Raw genomic sequence first — 15116 nt, forward strand, 5'->3', positions numbered from 1 at the left:
TAAATTGCATAGAAATATGAAAGTAATGAAATTCGGCGGAACGTCCGTAGGTTCCGTAAAAAGCATTCTTAGCTTGAAGAAAATTGTGGAGACAGAGGCTCGGACGCAACCTGTCATTGTAGTAGTTAGTGCACTTGACGGCATTACAGACAAACTGATTGCAACGTCAAAGATGGCAAAACAAGGCGACGAGCACTATCGCGAGGAATTCGACGCGATGGTAAAGCGTCATCACCAGATGATAGACACCATCATCACAGATGACAAAAAGCGCGTAGACTTATTCAATAACGTTGATCAGCTCTTCGACCAGTTGAAGAGTATCTTCTATGGTGTATACCTGATTCACGACCTATCGAAGAAGACGGAAGACACCATCGTTTCATATGGTGAGCGACTGAGTTCACACATCGTTGCCGCCATGGTGAAGAACGGTGTACGCATGAACTCACGCGACTTTATCCGCACAGAGAAAAAACAGGGTAAACACGTGATAGACGCCGACCTCACAACTCAGCTGGTGAAGGAGGCTTTCAAGGATATGAACGACAAAGCCATCTACGTAGTACCTGGCTTTATCGCTCGCGATCGTGACACTCATGAGACCACCAATCTGGGTCGTGGCGGCTCTGACTACACAGCATCAATTCTGGCTGCTGTGCTCAATGCAGAGGTATTGGAGATCTGGACCGATGTAGATGGATTCATGACAGCCGACCCCAAGGTGATTAAGAGTGCCTATACCATCAATGAACTTTCATACGTAGAAGCGATGGAGCTTTGTAACTTTGGCGCGAAGGTAATCTATCCGCCAACCATCTATCCTGTCTGCGTAAAGAATATACCTATCAAGGTAAAGAATACCTTCAACCCGGAGCACCCGGGAACCCTGATCAAAGCAAAGATTGAGGACGACAACAAGCCCATTAAGGGTATCTCTAGCATTAAGGGAACCTCACTCATCACGGTGACAGGCCTGTCGATGGTGGGTGTGATTGGTGTAAATCGTCGTATCTTTACCACGCTCGCCAATAAGGGTATCTCAGTATTCATGGTATCACAGGCTTCTTCCGAGAATTCTACTAGTATTGGTGTGCGCGATGAGGATGCAGAGGCTGCAGCAGAGGTTTTGAACGCTGAATTCGCCAAGGAAATTGAGACTGGCGCCATGTTCCCCATGCAGGTAGAGAGTGGCTTAGCAACTATCGCCATCGTGGGTGAGAATATGAAGCAGACACCAGGCATCGCTGGTAAACTGTTTGGTACGCTGGGCCGCTCTGGTATCTCAGTCATCGCCTGTGCTCAAGGTGCATCCGAGACAAACATATCGTTTGTAGTTGACGGAAAATTCTTGCGAAAGTCACTCAACGTGCTGCACGACTCATTCTTCTTGTCGGAATACAAGGTACTCAACATCTTTATCTGTGGTATCGGAACCGTAGGCGGCATGCTTCTCGAACAGATTCGCACCCAACAGCAGTTCCTGATGCAGTCGAGACGCCTTAAGTTGAACGTGGTTGGAATTAGCGATGTTGATAACTTTGTACTTGATCGTGACGGTATCGACCTCGACAACTACGAGAAAATTCTGCGTGCAGGATTCCCTGCCAACACTGAGCACATGAAGGAGGAGATTGTCAAGATGAACATCTTCAACTCTGTGTTTGTAGACTGTACAGCCAGTCGACAGATTGCTCAACTTTATCAGACATTCTTAGAACATAATATCTCAGTAGTAGCCGCTAACAAGATTGCTGCTTCAAGCGATTATGACAGTTACATGAAACTGAAACAAACGGCTCGTGACCGCGGCGTATGGTTCCGCTATGAGACCAACGTAGGTGCTGGTCTGCCTATCATCGGCACCATCAACGACCTGTGCAACTCAGGCGATAAGATTCTGAAGATTGAGGCTATCCTGAGCGGTACGCTGAACTTTATCTTCAACGAGATTGCTGCCGACGTGCCCTTCTCAGAGACAGTCCGCCGTGCCAAGGAGCAGCGTTACTCAGAGCCCGACCCACGTATCGACCTCAGTGGTACTGACGTGATCCGCAAGTTAGTGATTCTAACACGCGAAGCTGGATATAAGGTTGAACAGGATGATGTGGAGAAGCACCTTTTCGTACCCGACAGTTATTTTGAGGGAAGCATTGAAGACTTCTGGAAGAAACTACCTGAATTGGATGCTGATTTTGAGGCTCGCCGTAAGGTACTCGAAGCAGAAGGCAAGCGTTGGCGCTTTGTGGCCACAATGGAAAATGGCAAGACCAACGTGGCACTGAAAGAGGTACCACAAGGCCACCCGTTCTATCCGTTGGAGGGGTCGAACAATATTGTACTGCTCACCACTGAGCGCTATAAGGAGTACCCGATGCTTATTCAGGGCTACGGCGCCGGTGCCGCAGTAACTGCAGCAGGTGTCTTCGCAAACATCATGAGTATTGCGAATATTTAAGGCACGGATTACACGGATTAACACTGATTTTATGAAGCACATCATAATATTAGGTGATGGCATGGCAGATCTTCCTGTTGAACGACTCAACGGGAAGACCTTGCTGCAATATGCCCATAAACCCATGATGGACCAGCTAGCCAAGGAAGGCCGCTGCGGACGACTGGTGACTGTGCCTGAGGGATTTCCTCCAGGCTCTGAGGTGGCTAACACAGCTATTCTGGGTTATGATCTGAATAAGGTCTATGAAGGTCGTGGACCCTTGGAGGCTGCTTCTATCGGCTATGAGATGGCTGACAACGACTTCGCCATCCGTTGCAATATCATCACGCTCAAAGATGGTAAGATTATCACCCACAATGGTGGCAACCTTGAGACAGAGGACGCTCGCGTGCTGATTGACTATCTGAACGAGACGCTGGCCAAACCTATCAACGAACGTGAGGGCTGCGAGCGCGTAAAGTTCATTACGGGTATTCAGTATCGTCATCTCTTAGTTATTAAAGGTGGTTCAAAACACATCGTGTGCGCCCCACCCCACGATCATCCCAATGAAGAATGGCGAGGATTGTTGGTGAAGCCTGAGGAGAATGCGCCTGTTGAAGCAGGACGACTCTCAGCACAGCAAACGGCTGACCTCATCAACGAGATGATTCTGAAATCTCAGGACCTTCTAACTCAGCACCCTTTCAACCAAGAGCGTGCTAAGCGTGGTGAGCGCCAGGCTAACAGCATCTGGCCTTGGAGTGGCGGCTATCGTCCGTCGATGGAGACACTGATGCAACAATATCCTCAGGTCAAGAGTGGTACAGTAATCTCTGCCGTCGATCTGATTCGTGGCATAGGCCACTATGCTGGATTGAAGATTGTAGAGGTGGAAGGTGCCACAGGACTGGCCAATACCAACTACGAAGGCAAGGCTCAGGCTGCCATCAAGGCGCTGGAGAAGGATGACTTCGTGTTTGTGCATGTGGAGGCCAGCGACGAGGCTGGACATGATGGAGACCTAGAGCTGAAGCTGAAGACTATCGAGTATCTGGACCAGCGACTTATCGCCCCTATTTATAAAGAGCTAGAGAAATGGCAGGAGCCCGTATGCATCGCCGTATTGCCCGACCACCTGACGCCAGTAGAGATGCGCATCCATGTAGGTCAGCCAGTTCCGTTCCTGATTTGGCATCGTGGCATTGAGCCCGACGAGGTGCAGCAGTACGATGAAGTCAGCTGCGTATCAGGCGTCTATGGCCTTCTCAAACTCGATGAGTTTATGAAGGCTCTGATGGCCATCTCTTAATTCAAAATTCTAAAATCCAAATTAATATGAAATATTATAGTACTAACGGGAATGCTCCCATAGCCGATCTTCACAAGGCCGTTGTAAAAGGACTGGCAGAAGACAGAGGCCTATATATGCCTGAGAGAATCCAGAAGTTGCCAAAGGAATTCTTCGATAATATTCAGGACATGACGTTTCAGGAGATAGCCTACAACGTGGCAAGTGCCTTCTTTGGCGAGGATGTAGATCTCGACGCTCTGAAGGACATCGTCTACGACACGCTGTCGTTCGATTGTCCTGTAGAGAAAGTGAAGGAAAACATATACACGTTGGAACTCTTTCATGGTCCTACCCTCGCCTTCAAGGATGTGGGTGCAAGGTTCATGGCACGACTGCTACAATACTTCATCAAACAGGAGGGCAAGGGCGAGCAGGTGAACGTGCTGGTGGCTACCAGTGGCGATACTGGTTCTGCTGTAGCTAATGGTTTCCTGGGCGTTGACGGCATCCATGTATATGTGCTCTATCCCAAGGGTAAGGTAAGTCCTATTCAGGAGTGCCAGTTTACCACACTGGGCAAGAACATCACAGCCATCGAGGTGGACGGTGTATTCGACGACTGTCAGGCACTGGTAAAGAACGCCTTCATGGATGCAGAACTGAACCAGCACATGAAGCTGACATCGGCCAATAGTATCAACGTGGCCCGTTTCCTGCCGCAGGCATTCTATTACTTCAATGCCTATGCGAGGATGAAGGCTCAGGGCAAGGCCGACAATCTAGTGATGTGTGTACCATCAGGTAACTTTGGTAATATCTGCGCTGCCCTCTTTGGCCATGAGATGGGGCTGCCCATCAAGCGCTTCATCGCTGCCAACAATGCCAACGACATTTTCTATAAGTATCTGCAGACTGGCAAATATGAGCCCAAGCCCTCGAAGCAGACACTGGCCAACGCAATGGACGTGGGCAATCCCTCGAACTTCGCACGTATCTACGATCTCTACGGCAAGAGTCACGAAAAAATAACATCGCTCATTAGCGGTGCCACATATAGCGATGAAGACATCTGTGAAACGATGAAGCAATGCTACGAAGAAACAAAGTATGTGCTTGATCCTCACGGTGCTTGTGGCTATCAGGCGCTCGTAGATGGACTGAAGGATGGCGAGGTTGGTGTGTTCTGCGAGACAGCTCACCCTGCTAAGTTCAAGGAGAAGGTGGACGACATCTTAGGTATCGACGTTGAGATACCTGACCGCTTGGCAGCCTTCATGAAGGGCGAGAAACAAAGCGTTCCCATGACGAAGGATTTCGCCGACTTCAAGAAATACTTAATGAAACAATAACAAAAAGAAGAATCCCTGCTACTGCGGCAGGGATTCTTTATTTAGAGATTGTCAATGTTGCCAGCATAGAACTCGGCATCGTTCCGCTCTTCATCCGTCATCTCAACATGAGGATGGATATCAATAGGTTCCAGATTAATACCAAAGGTCTTGAGGTTCTGATTGGTATAGGTAAGCTGCGCACCAAAAAGACAGATAGTCCACGAGATCTGTACCCAAAGCATGAACAGAGGCAGAGCGGCAAAAGAGCCATAGATCGCATTATAGCCTGTCACCCATATCTGAGAGTGGATATATACAATCTGAAGTACTTGCATTGCAATACCTGCCAGGATACCAGGAACGATAGCACTTGAGAAACTCACCTCGGTATTGGGCATATAGACGTAAAGTACGATGAAAAGCAGGGATAGTAAAATATAGGGCGAAAGGTCGAGCAAATGATGAATGGCTGGTCCCAAAAGAACAAAACCATCCATTGTACTTGCCATTGTCTCCATGAAAATAGACAGACCCATCGAAACCACAATAATGATAGGAAAGAGGAAGAACATGGCAAGATAGTTTGTAAACGAACGAATAATGGGGCGCGAATTACTCACTTGCCATATCTGATTGAAAGTCTCTTCAATATTATTAACCAGCATCAGCACCGTATAGAGCATGAATATCAAGCCTACCCCCAAAAAGATACCACTCTTTGTATGAATAAGATAGCTGTTGACAAACCCTACAATGGCATCAGCAGCCTGAGGCTGGGTTGACAGGGCTTGGCGAAACCATATCTCAATATACTTATTGTAACCAAAGCCACGAGCAATGGCAAACACAACAGCAAGAATGGGGACAATAGCCAATAAAGTGGAATAAGTCAAGGCAGCAGCTTGTGTCATAACCCGCTTAGTTGTAAAGAAGCGGACGGTAAGATATAGTTTACGGTAAATCTGTCCCAAAAATCCTTTCATTATAATGACATTTGAAATTTCATTTTTAAAAAAAGCACTGTCGCTATAAGCCGGGTTCTGTATCCACAACAAGTGTGGCTGTCTGTCATTTATCTAGTCCACAAGTCACCCCATGGCTCAAGCGTTCTACCCTCCGTCGTATAACTCGAGCGGGCTACCCTCAGACGACGGTATACATGAACTTGCAGCCTCCAGTCGACACAGCCCGATGATCACCCATCGGCTGGTGGTCTCTTACACCACCTTCTCACCCTTACCCTCACCGAAGCGAAGGCGGTCATTCTCTTCTGCCGTCACCTACTGTCACCAATAGCTTCTACTTTCGGAAGTGGAGCGCCCTATGCTGCCCGGACTTTCCTCTCGTGCCAAAATGACACCAGCGACAAACCGCGACAGTGCTTTCTGACTGCAAAGGTACAGAGAAAAATCTAAATAGAGGAATAAATTAAAGAAAAATAATCACCAAGTTAAATATATGAAACTAAAAAAGCAGAGATTTCTTAATTTTGTCAGTTATTTAAGATTTAAAGTATTAATCGCAAATGCTCGTTAAGGGCTTTATTAGAATTGTTAAAATGGGACAAATATTGACGACATTTTGTCAGTATATGGAAAAATGCACTTATTTTTGCACCCGAATACTTCGAGAGTGTTAACGCAACAAATTCGGAGTTGCATAAGTTGAATTTTAATACATAACAAAATGACTGAAAATATGAAAAAGATCGTAAACGTAGCAACACCAGCAATATGCGTTGTTGCTTTGGCTCTTTCAGTAGCAGCCTTCACAAAAACCAATGCTGCTACAACCTCCTCTGCTCCAATTGTAGCTTCGGCTCCAGCAGGACAACCTGTAGACCTAACCTACGCTGCCGAAAAGGCTCTGCCATCGGTGGTCTACATCAAATCGGTACAAAACTCAAAACTTCAGACTGTAGAGTATAGCGACCCGTTTGAGGAGTTCTTCAGTGATCCCTTCGGTGGATTCTTCGGACGTGGACAGGGCAATAACGGCAAACGTCAGCGTCAAGTGCAGACTCCAAAGCGTGCTGCTGCAGGTTCTGGCGTTATCATCTCTGCTGACGGATATATCGTGACTAATAACCATGTAGTTGATGAAGCCGACGAGTTGACTGTAACTCTAAACGAGAACTCTAAGGAATATTCAGCTCGCGTGATTGGTGCCGACAAAACCACAGACCTGGCCCTGATCAAGATAGACGCCAAGAATTTGCCTGCCATCGTAATTGCCAATAGCGACGATGTCCGTGTGGGTGAATGGGTGCTCGCAGTAGGTAATCCTCTTGGACTGAACAACACTGTTACGGCAGGTATCGTCAGCGCCAAAGCCCGTTCTATGGGCTCGGGTGTCAGTTCTATGATTCAGACCGATGCCGCTATCAATCAGGGTAACTCAGGTGGTGCGCTGGTCAATACCCGTGGTGAACTCATAGGCATCAACGCTATGCTTGCTTCACCAACTGGTTCAAACATCGGCTATGGTTTTGCCATTCCTACCAGCATTGTCAGCAAGGCTATCGACGACTTCAAGAAGTACGGCACCTACCAACGCGCCATGATTGGCATTCACGGCGGCAGTTTGAAGGATTATGTTGACGCCATGAAGGATCAGGACAAGGATGTGAAAGATTACGGTACGATGGAAGGTGTGCGCATAGATAAAGTCGTAGAAGAAGGGGCCGCAGCTGATGCCGGCCTCAAATCCGAAGACATCATTACCGAGGTCGATGGCAAGAAGGTGGCCACAATGGGCGACCTACAGGGAATCATTGCCCAGAAGCGTCCTGGCGATAAGGTTACCGTGAAGTATCTGCGCGACAAAAAGGCAAAGACGGTAACGCTCACGCTGAAGAACGAGCAGGGTAACACCAAGGTTGTGAAGAATGCCGACCTCGACGTGCTGGGTGGAAGCTTCAAGGCTCTGACAGATGGCCAGAAAGAGCAGCTTAACATCGGCTATGGTCTGGAGGTAATCAAAATAAGCGGTGGCAAACTAAAGGATGCCGGTGTTCCTAAGGGATTCATCATCCAGCGTGTGAACGATCAGACCATTAAGAGCATCGATGATCTGCAGAATGCAGTGAAAGAAGCCTCGACAAGCAAGGAGCCTGTACTCTACATTCAGGGTATTTATCCAACAGGTAAGAAAGGCTATTTCGCTGTTCCTCTTGAGAACGAATAAGGCAAAAAACATAAAAAAAAGCCGCGATTGTAAAAAATTGCGGCTTTTTTTTGGTCATTTCAGGAAAAACCCATACTTTTGCAAATGGCTTAAAACATAGACCACAAGATGAGACAGCTAAAAATTACTAAATCTATAACCAACCGAGAAAGTGCCGCCTTAGAGAAATATCTGCAAGAGATAGGAAAGGAGGACATGATTTCGGCAGAGGAAGAAGTGGAACTTGCGCAGCGTATCAAACACGGCGACAAGAAAGCTCTGGAAAGACTGACAAGGGCTAATCTCAGATTTGTGGTCAGCGTAGCCAAGCAATACCAGAATCAGGGACTTTCCCTCCCCGACCTCATCAACGAGGGTAATCTGGGATTACTTAAAGCTGCAGAACGCTTTGATGAGACAAGAGGCTTCAAGTTTATATCTTACGCCGTATGGTGGATCAGGCAGAGCATATTACAAGCTATATCTGAGCAAAGCCGTATTGTCAGGCTACCCTTGAATCAAGTAGGTAGTGTCAACAAGATTGCTCGTGAGATAAACCGCTTTGAGCAGATAAACGAACGCAGACCATCAGCAGATGAGATTGCAGACAAGATAGACCTCCCTCAGGAGAAAATCGACGAAGCCATGAGTATCAACGGTCATCACATATCGGTTGACGCTCCTTTTGTGGAAGGCGAAGACAATAGTCTGCTCGATGTGATGGCTAACGACAATTCTCCAATGGCCGACAACGAGTTAGTAGAAGAATCGTTAAGGTCGGAAATACAGGAAGCTTTGGCAGTGCTGAATGAGCGTGAGCGCAACGTAATTGAAGCATCGTACGGCATTAATCGTCCGGAGCTGACGCTAGAGGAAATAGGCAGCAAATTCGGACTCACACGCGAACGAGTAAGACAGATAAAGGAAAAAGCTATACGTAAACTCAGAAATTGTAGTAAAAACAAAATATTAAAGACATTTTTAGGATAATGAGACTTCTCAGAAACATCTCACTCGCCATCCTGCTGATGGCCGCCGGAAGCCAAACGCTGAAAGCGCAGAACATAAAAGAACCCAAAGGATACCTGTTTGGTTTCGTAGCTTCATTCAATGACTCAACAGTATACTTTACTGATATTCAGGAAATGGACAGTATCTGGGTGACCAAGAAGAAAAAGATGATTGCGGGCAAGAGCAACTACTCATATCAGTTGCGCAACTATTTCGCTCAGGAGCGCAACTTACCCAATAGGACTGTTGTGATAGTTGGCTCACTGAATCGCAAGAAAATAGAGAAGAAATACGCAAAGATGAAGAACCAGTACATCTATAAGAACAAAGACAAGTATGATGTACGCTATATCCCGCAAAGCGATTTCAAATTTAAAATGGTAAATCTGGAAGAGTAAGCGATATATTCTCCCCTTATATTTTACTCCGAGTAAACCTCTACTTAGTCGTAATGAAACTATAGGTTAGTCGTAATGAAACTATGAGTTTCATTACGACTAAGTAGGAGTTGTATTACGACCAACGCGCACGTATAGCCCTCAAGAGGATAGTTATTTGCAGGGATTGTTTATCTCGAATGTCTTCATGCGCTCTTCGAGGAGAGCATACTGATGATCTTCGATAAACGAGGTACAAACACGAAGCCCTTCTTGCTCTGAGCCACAGGTTATGAGGCAAATGGCCGATACGCCATAGTACATCAGCTCATGGGCCAATTCCCCACTCGTCATACCAGGATAACCTATCGTGAAATAGAAGCCATCGGCAATGGGCTCGTCGAGGTCTTTATCATATACCACATAGAAATTATGGCGACAGAAAATCTCCTTCAACTTCCTGGCACGTTCACCATACACGCTGATCTCCTTCCTGAAATCATACCTCCCTTCGTATGCGGCCTTCAACATGGCTGCCATCGCATACTGGGCACTGTGACTAGTACCAGAAGACAAGGCATAGAGCATACGGGTAGAGAACACAGGACCAAAAGGCAGTCCCTGATAGCGCTCTGAGAGGTCATCGAAATGGCGATGGAACAATGCGTCAGAGATACAAGTGACACCAATGCGCTCGCCAGCATAGCTGAATGCCTTGGAGCCGCTGATAAGCAACATATAGTTGTCTGTATAGCGAGCTACCGTGGCCTGATATGGCGGCTGGAAAGGCGTAGAGAGGTCTTTACGGAAGTCCATGGCGAAATAGGCAAGGTCTTCCATCACAATGACATCGTACTTGGTGGCCAGTTCGCCGATAGTCTTTAGCTCTTCCTCACGCAGGCAAATCCACGAGGGGTTGTTAGGATTTGAATAGACAATGGCACAGATATTCCCCTTTGAAAGATAGCTCTCCAACTTACTACCGAGTTTATCACCACGGTAGTCGTACACGTCGAAGGTCTCATATTTCACCCCCATAACCTGCAGCTGCATCTTCTGAACAGGGAATCCCGGATCGATAAAAAGCACGGTGTCCTTTGCCTTATCTCGCTGTGAGCATGTAAGGAACGAAGCAAAGGTGCCTTGCATAGAGCCACTCACAGGAATACATCCTTCAGGTTTTATATCTACGCCAATGAATGCCTTGACAAACTGAGAAGCAGCTTCTTTCAATACGGGGGCACCTTGAATATCAGGATAAGAATGGGCAATGCCGTCTTGTAGGGCCTTAATCTGGGCATCGACACCCACCTGAGCAGCAGGCAGTCCAGGGATGCCCATCTCCATCTTAATAAACTCTACGCCACTGGTCTTCTCTGCTTTGGCGGCTACTTGTTTTACCTCACGGATGGTAGCCTTGGCAAAATCCTCGATTCCCAACTCAGCCACCAGCGAGTCTACTATTTCTCTTTTAATCGGAGTTTCCATAATGATATTTATTTGGCGCGGATTAACGCGGCTCTCTTTTTAGAGAAACACTGCTATTTTGGGGCTTAGCAGCCGTGTCTTTATTTTAAAGCCGTGTTAATCCGTGCCGAAAATTACTACTTTTGAGCGGCTCGGCCTATGGCGAGGGCTTTGATGTTGGCATCTACGATGGCATCGCCTTTGCGTGCGAATACACGACGGATGGCATCCTCTAACTTATCGTACTCGATACCCAGTGCCTTCTGGGCAGCACCCAAAAGAATCACATTGGCTGAGCGAGGAACACCATTATCCTTAGCAGCCTGCTCAATGTCGAGCACGATTACATTCTTTATCTTATTCAGATCAGACTTAATCGTCTCTATATCAGGGTAATTTGGAATATTAACGAAAGGTGTGCTTGAAGTAATAATCCATCCGTCTTTTGAGAGGAACGGCAGGTAACGCAGCGCCTCCATTGGCTCCATAGATATAATAACATCAGCGCCACCTAAAGGAATTAAATCGCTACTAATAGGATTGCTTGAGATACGCAAATTTGACTGTACATCGCCTCCACGCTGAGACATGCCATGCACTTCGGCCTGCTTGATATAGAGGTTCTCCTTCATGGCAGCCTCACCGATAATAGTGGCAATAGAAAGGATACCCTGCCCTCCTACACCGCATAAGATAATATCTGTTTTCATTTCTTTGCCTCCTTTGCTTTCTTTTGTTTCAAATGACGTTGTAATGTCTGCATACATTCACGACGAGGAATAATCACACTCACGCCATGATAGTTAATCTCATCGCGAATAGCTGCTGTAATCTCTGGCATGTTCTTGGGGATGGGGTTAACAACCTTGAGGTGATCCTCCGAAAGGCCTAAGCCCTTACAGATAGCCTCGAACTTATTGGTTCCAGCAGAGTCCTGTCCTCCAGTCATAGCCGTAGTCAGATTGTCTGATATAATCACCGTTATGTCAGCATTCTCATTGATGGCATCGAGTAAGCCAGTCATACCTGAATGGGTAAAGGTAGAATCACCAATGATGGCTACAGCTGGCCATTGTCCTGCATCTGATGCGCCCTTAGCCATCGTAATTGAAGCACCCATGTCAACACAAGAATGGATGGCTTTGTAAGGAGGCAGGAAACCAAGGGTGTAACAACCAATATCGCCAAACACACGAGCATTGGGATACTCCTTCAACACCTCATTCAATGCAGTATATACATCACGATGGCCACAGCCCTGACAGAGTGCAGGCGGACGTGGTGTAACGTCTTCACATGGTGCATAGCTTTCTGAGCTCTCAATACCGAGGGCTTTCTTCAGAAAATCGGGATTGAGCTCACCTGTACGAGGGAGTTCTCCCGTAAGGCGACCTTTGATAACAGCATTGCCAGGCATCACGCCTCGCACTTGGTCCTCAATAAACGGTTGACCCTCTTCGGCAATCAGCACGAATTCACAGTCGTCAGTCATGCGACGAATGAGTTTCTTAGGAATAGGATACTGAGAGATTTTCAGTACGGGGAAAGGACAACCATTGGGATAACATTCCATAAGATAGTTGTACGCAATACCGCTGGCTATGATACCCAACTTATGATCTGGAGCATCGATATACTTATTATATTTCGAATCTACCGCCATCTGCTCGAGAACGGGCTGCTGACCTGTTACGACAACATTACGCTTACGGGCAAATGCAGGCAAGAGAACCCAGTTGCTTGCCTGGGCATCGTAGTTGAGTTCGTTCTGAGGACGTGCCTCTTCTTTCACCTCTACAACGGCGCGGCTATGTGCCATACGAGTTGTAACACGCATCAGGATAGGAAGATGGAGTTGCTCTGAGAGCTCGAAAGCCTCTCCCATCATATCGTAAGCTTCCTGCTGAGAGCTGGGCTCAAATGTTGGAATCATGGCAAACTTTGCATAGAAACGCGAGTCTTGTTCGTCCTGCGAAGAGTGCATTGAGGGATCGTCGGCCACCAGCACAATAAGTCCGCCATTGGTTCCTGTCATAGCAGAGTTTACAAAGGGGTCGGCACATACGTTCAGACCTACATGTTTCATACACACCAGTGCTCGTTTGCCCATATACGACATACCGAGTGCTGCTTCCATCGCAGTCTTCTCATTGGTAGACCAGCGACGATGGATGTTTCTCTCTTTGGCAATGGGTGACTCTTGGATATACTCGGTGATTTCCGTAGAAGGAGTACCCGGATAGGCATACACGCCACTCAAGCCTGCGTCGATAGCGCCCTGAGCAATCGCCTCGTCTCCCAATAAAAGCTTTTTCATTGATAATATTACTTTAGATGATTTACGTTTTATAGTGCGCAAAGGTACTACTTTTCAATCGAATAAACAAATAAATGCGGCCTTATTTTCTAAAGCCGCATTTATATTCAATCGCTATTCAGATTTAAAAATCCTAGAAGGTATAACCAAGCGTTAGCAACAACTGATGGCGCTTATTACTGACATCAGAAACGCCCTGTGTGCCTTCATAAGACTGGAAGGGATGGAACTCACCATTCGTAGCACTATACTGATATGCCAAATCAATATTAAAATTATTGGTTCTATAGCCCATACCTACCGTCAGGCGATGGGTGTCCTTCCAATTAGTATAGTCGGTGGTTGACGAATACATCACACCAGGAGAGTCGAGCGTCATATCACGAACACCTGCTTTATCATAAGCAGCAGAAACGTAGTTATATCCAAAACGGATGGCTAATGACGGATCGGGCTTATACTCAAGTCCTGCCTTCAGGGTATGAACACCCTTTAATGAACGTTCTGTATTACGCTTCATAACTTCATCGGTAGAACTGTCAGCATTGTCGTAATAATCATATCCATCGATGATACGGTTCTGGCTAGCGCCATAGTCGCTATACTCATAGCTAAGTCCAAGAGCCAAGTCAGAACCAACCGTATGTCCAAGACTGGCTCCGAATTTCCAAGGAGTATAGAAATGGAAATCATAACTCTCATCACTTGAGCCATTATCCCAAGAACCATATGAGGCTGTATTATTTATCATATATGTGCTATTGCTTGAAGTAAGTTCATACCACGTCGGTGTAGCAATAGAAAGTCCGAAGCGGAAAGGTGATTCCTCAACAGGACGAACAATGATACCAGCCTTGATGTCGATACCTGTTCCATCTATCTTACGCTGATCACCATAAGCCACAGAGCCACAAACGCCCTTAGAATCTAAAAGTTGTTCTGCATATTCAGAATATCCTTTATAGTTGACGTCCTTAACCCCGATAGTAAGGCCCCAGTAAAAGCGGTCATTATGATTACCACTGATATTGAAATCATAGTCAGCTATCCAACCGCGATGAGCTCTGTCAAAGGAGTATGAATTGGCATCATTATAATAGAAGTTATTATCTTTAGGATCAAGCAAGAGCACATTGGCATTCAGATAGTCTGCCTGCGAGAAGTTCTGGGCACGATAATCGGTGCCATTTTCCCATCCCATCACTTCATCATCCTTATTAAAATCAAATTCATAAAAGTGTTCTTTTGCCTTATAATAAGTAAGGCCGTTTTGTGAACAACCCTTCAAAGAATTAGCCGCCGACAGAATCTGGTCGAAGTTACGGCTCTTATGATAGTTGAAGGCGAAGTTAATGAACGTGGACTGACTTGGACGAGCAGAATAGACAATACCAACCTGATCAAAACTCATGTTTGTCTTATTCAGCCCATCAAACTTAACAGCATCCTGTTGAGACACTAAACCCAAACTGATACTGGCTGTTGAATGACGGAAGAGACCAATACCTGCAGGGTTGGTAGAAATGGTTGAGATGTCAGCACCCAAAGCTTCCATTGCACCACCCATACCTACATAGCGGGCTGTACCATTAAGATCATTGCCCAACAGACGAGCACTTTCATATGTATCCTGTGCAATCGCAGGCAGGAATACTGCCATAGCGATGGCTGTGAAAACAATTTTCTTCATAATCTGATAGAATTTATGTCATTG

Annotated in this window: 11 protein-coding genes and 1 other RNA gene; 6 read left to right on the top strand and 6 right to left on the bottom strand. The window is 46.4% G+C overall.

Annotated elements, in window-relative coordinates; translation table 11 throughout:
- Positions 1-16 precede the first annotated feature (16 nt).
- From thrA to thrC, 3 genes are read left to right on the top strand one after another with little or no spacing between them, the layout of a single operon-like run.
- Positions 17-2458, top strand: coding sequence for a bifunctional aspartate kinase/homoserine dehydrogenase I (thrA, locus tag T325_RS08230; RefSeq protein ID WP_036912357.1), 2442 nt, complete (start codon positions 17-19; stop codon positions 2456-2458).
- A 31-nt stretch (positions 2459-2489) separates the two neighbouring features.
- Positions 2490-3752, top strand: coding sequence for a cofactor-independent phosphoglycerate mutase (locus tag T325_RS08235; protein WP_036912360.1), 1263 nt, complete (start codon positions 2490-2492; stop codon positions 3750-3752).
- 26 nt (positions 3753-3778) lie between these two features.
- Complete coding sequence (thrC, locus tag T325_RS08240; protein WP_036912363.1) at positions 3779-5083, top strand: threonine synthase; 1305 nt, start codon at positions 3779-3781, stop codon at positions 5081-5083.
- 41 nt (positions 5084-5124) lie between these two features.
- Here thrC and T325_RS08245 read toward each other — a convergent pair whose 3' ends face one another.
- Positions 5125-6048, bottom strand: coding sequence for a YihY/virulence factor BrkB family protein (locus T325_RS08245; protein ID WP_081911119.1), 924 nt, complete (start codon positions 6046-6048; stop codon positions 5125-5127).
- A 30-nt stretch (positions 6049-6078) separates the two neighbouring features.
- An RNA gene (gene rnpB / locus T325_RS12465) (RNase P RNA component class A) lies at positions 6079-6447 on the bottom strand.
- Between the two features lie 316 nt (positions 6448-6763).
- Between rnpB and T325_RS08250 the strand changes: the two genes are divergently transcribed.
- The 3 genes from T325_RS08250 (at position 6764) to T325_RS08260 (ending at position 9639) form a co-directional block, all read left to right on the top strand.
- A complete protein-coding gene (locus T325_RS08250) occupies positions 6764-8251 on the top strand; it encodes a trypsin-like peptidase domain-containing protein (protein ID WP_036913573.1) in 1488 nt (495 codons plus the stop codon).
- A gap of 108 nt (positions 8252-8359) precedes the next feature.
- On the top strand, positions 8360-9220 hold the full coding sequence (locus tag T325_RS08255; protein WP_036912365.1) for a sigma-70 family RNA polymerase sigma factor: 861 nt from the start codon (positions 8360-8362) through the stop codon (positions 9218-9220).
- Positions 9220-9639 carry a hypothetical protein gene (locus T325_RS08260; protein ID WP_051949795.1) on the top strand — a complete coding sequence of 140 codons (420 nt, stop codon included), beginning with the start codon at positions 9220-9222 and terminating at the stop codon, positions 9637-9639. The genes T325_RS08255 and T325_RS08260 overlap by 1 nt, the downstream gene beginning before the upstream one ends.
- Positions 9640-9792: 153 nt before the next feature.
- Here the strand turns inward: T325_RS08260 and T325_RS08265 are convergent, their stop codons facing one another.
- The 4 genes from T325_RS08265 to T325_RS08280 form a co-directional block, all read right to left on the bottom strand.
- A complete protein-coding gene (locus T325_RS08265) occupies positions 9793-11109 on the bottom strand; it encodes an aminotransferase class I/II-fold pyridoxal phosphate-dependent enzyme (protein WP_051949796.1) in 1317 nt (438 codons plus the stop codon).
- A gap of 113 nt (positions 11110-11222) precedes the next feature.
- A complete protein-coding gene (locus tag T325_RS08270) occupies positions 11223-11795 on the bottom strand; it encodes an indolepyruvate oxidoreductase subunit beta (RefSeq protein ID WP_036912369.1) in 573 nt (190 codons plus the stop codon).
- The gene (locus tag T325_RS08275) at positions 11792-13402 is read right to left on the bottom strand and encodes a thiamine pyrophosphate-dependent enzyme (protein WP_036912371.1); all 1611 of its coding nucleotides are present in this window, start codon (positions 13400-13402) and stop codon (positions 11792-11794) included. Before T325_RS08275 ends, T325_RS08270 begins: the two co-directional genes overlap by 4 nt.
- A 133-nt stretch (positions 13403-13535) precedes the next feature.
- Positions 13536-15092, bottom strand: coding sequence for an OmpP1/FadL family transporter (locus T325_RS08280; RefSeq protein ID WP_036912374.1), 1557 nt, complete (start codon positions 15090-15092; stop codon positions 13536-13538).
- Positions 15093-15116 lie beyond the last annotated feature (24 nt).

Origin of the sequence: Prevotella sp. FD3004 (assembly GCF_000746155.1) — a bacterium.
GTDB lineage: Bacteria > Bacteroidota > Bacteroidia > Bacteroidales > Bacteroidaceae > Prevotella.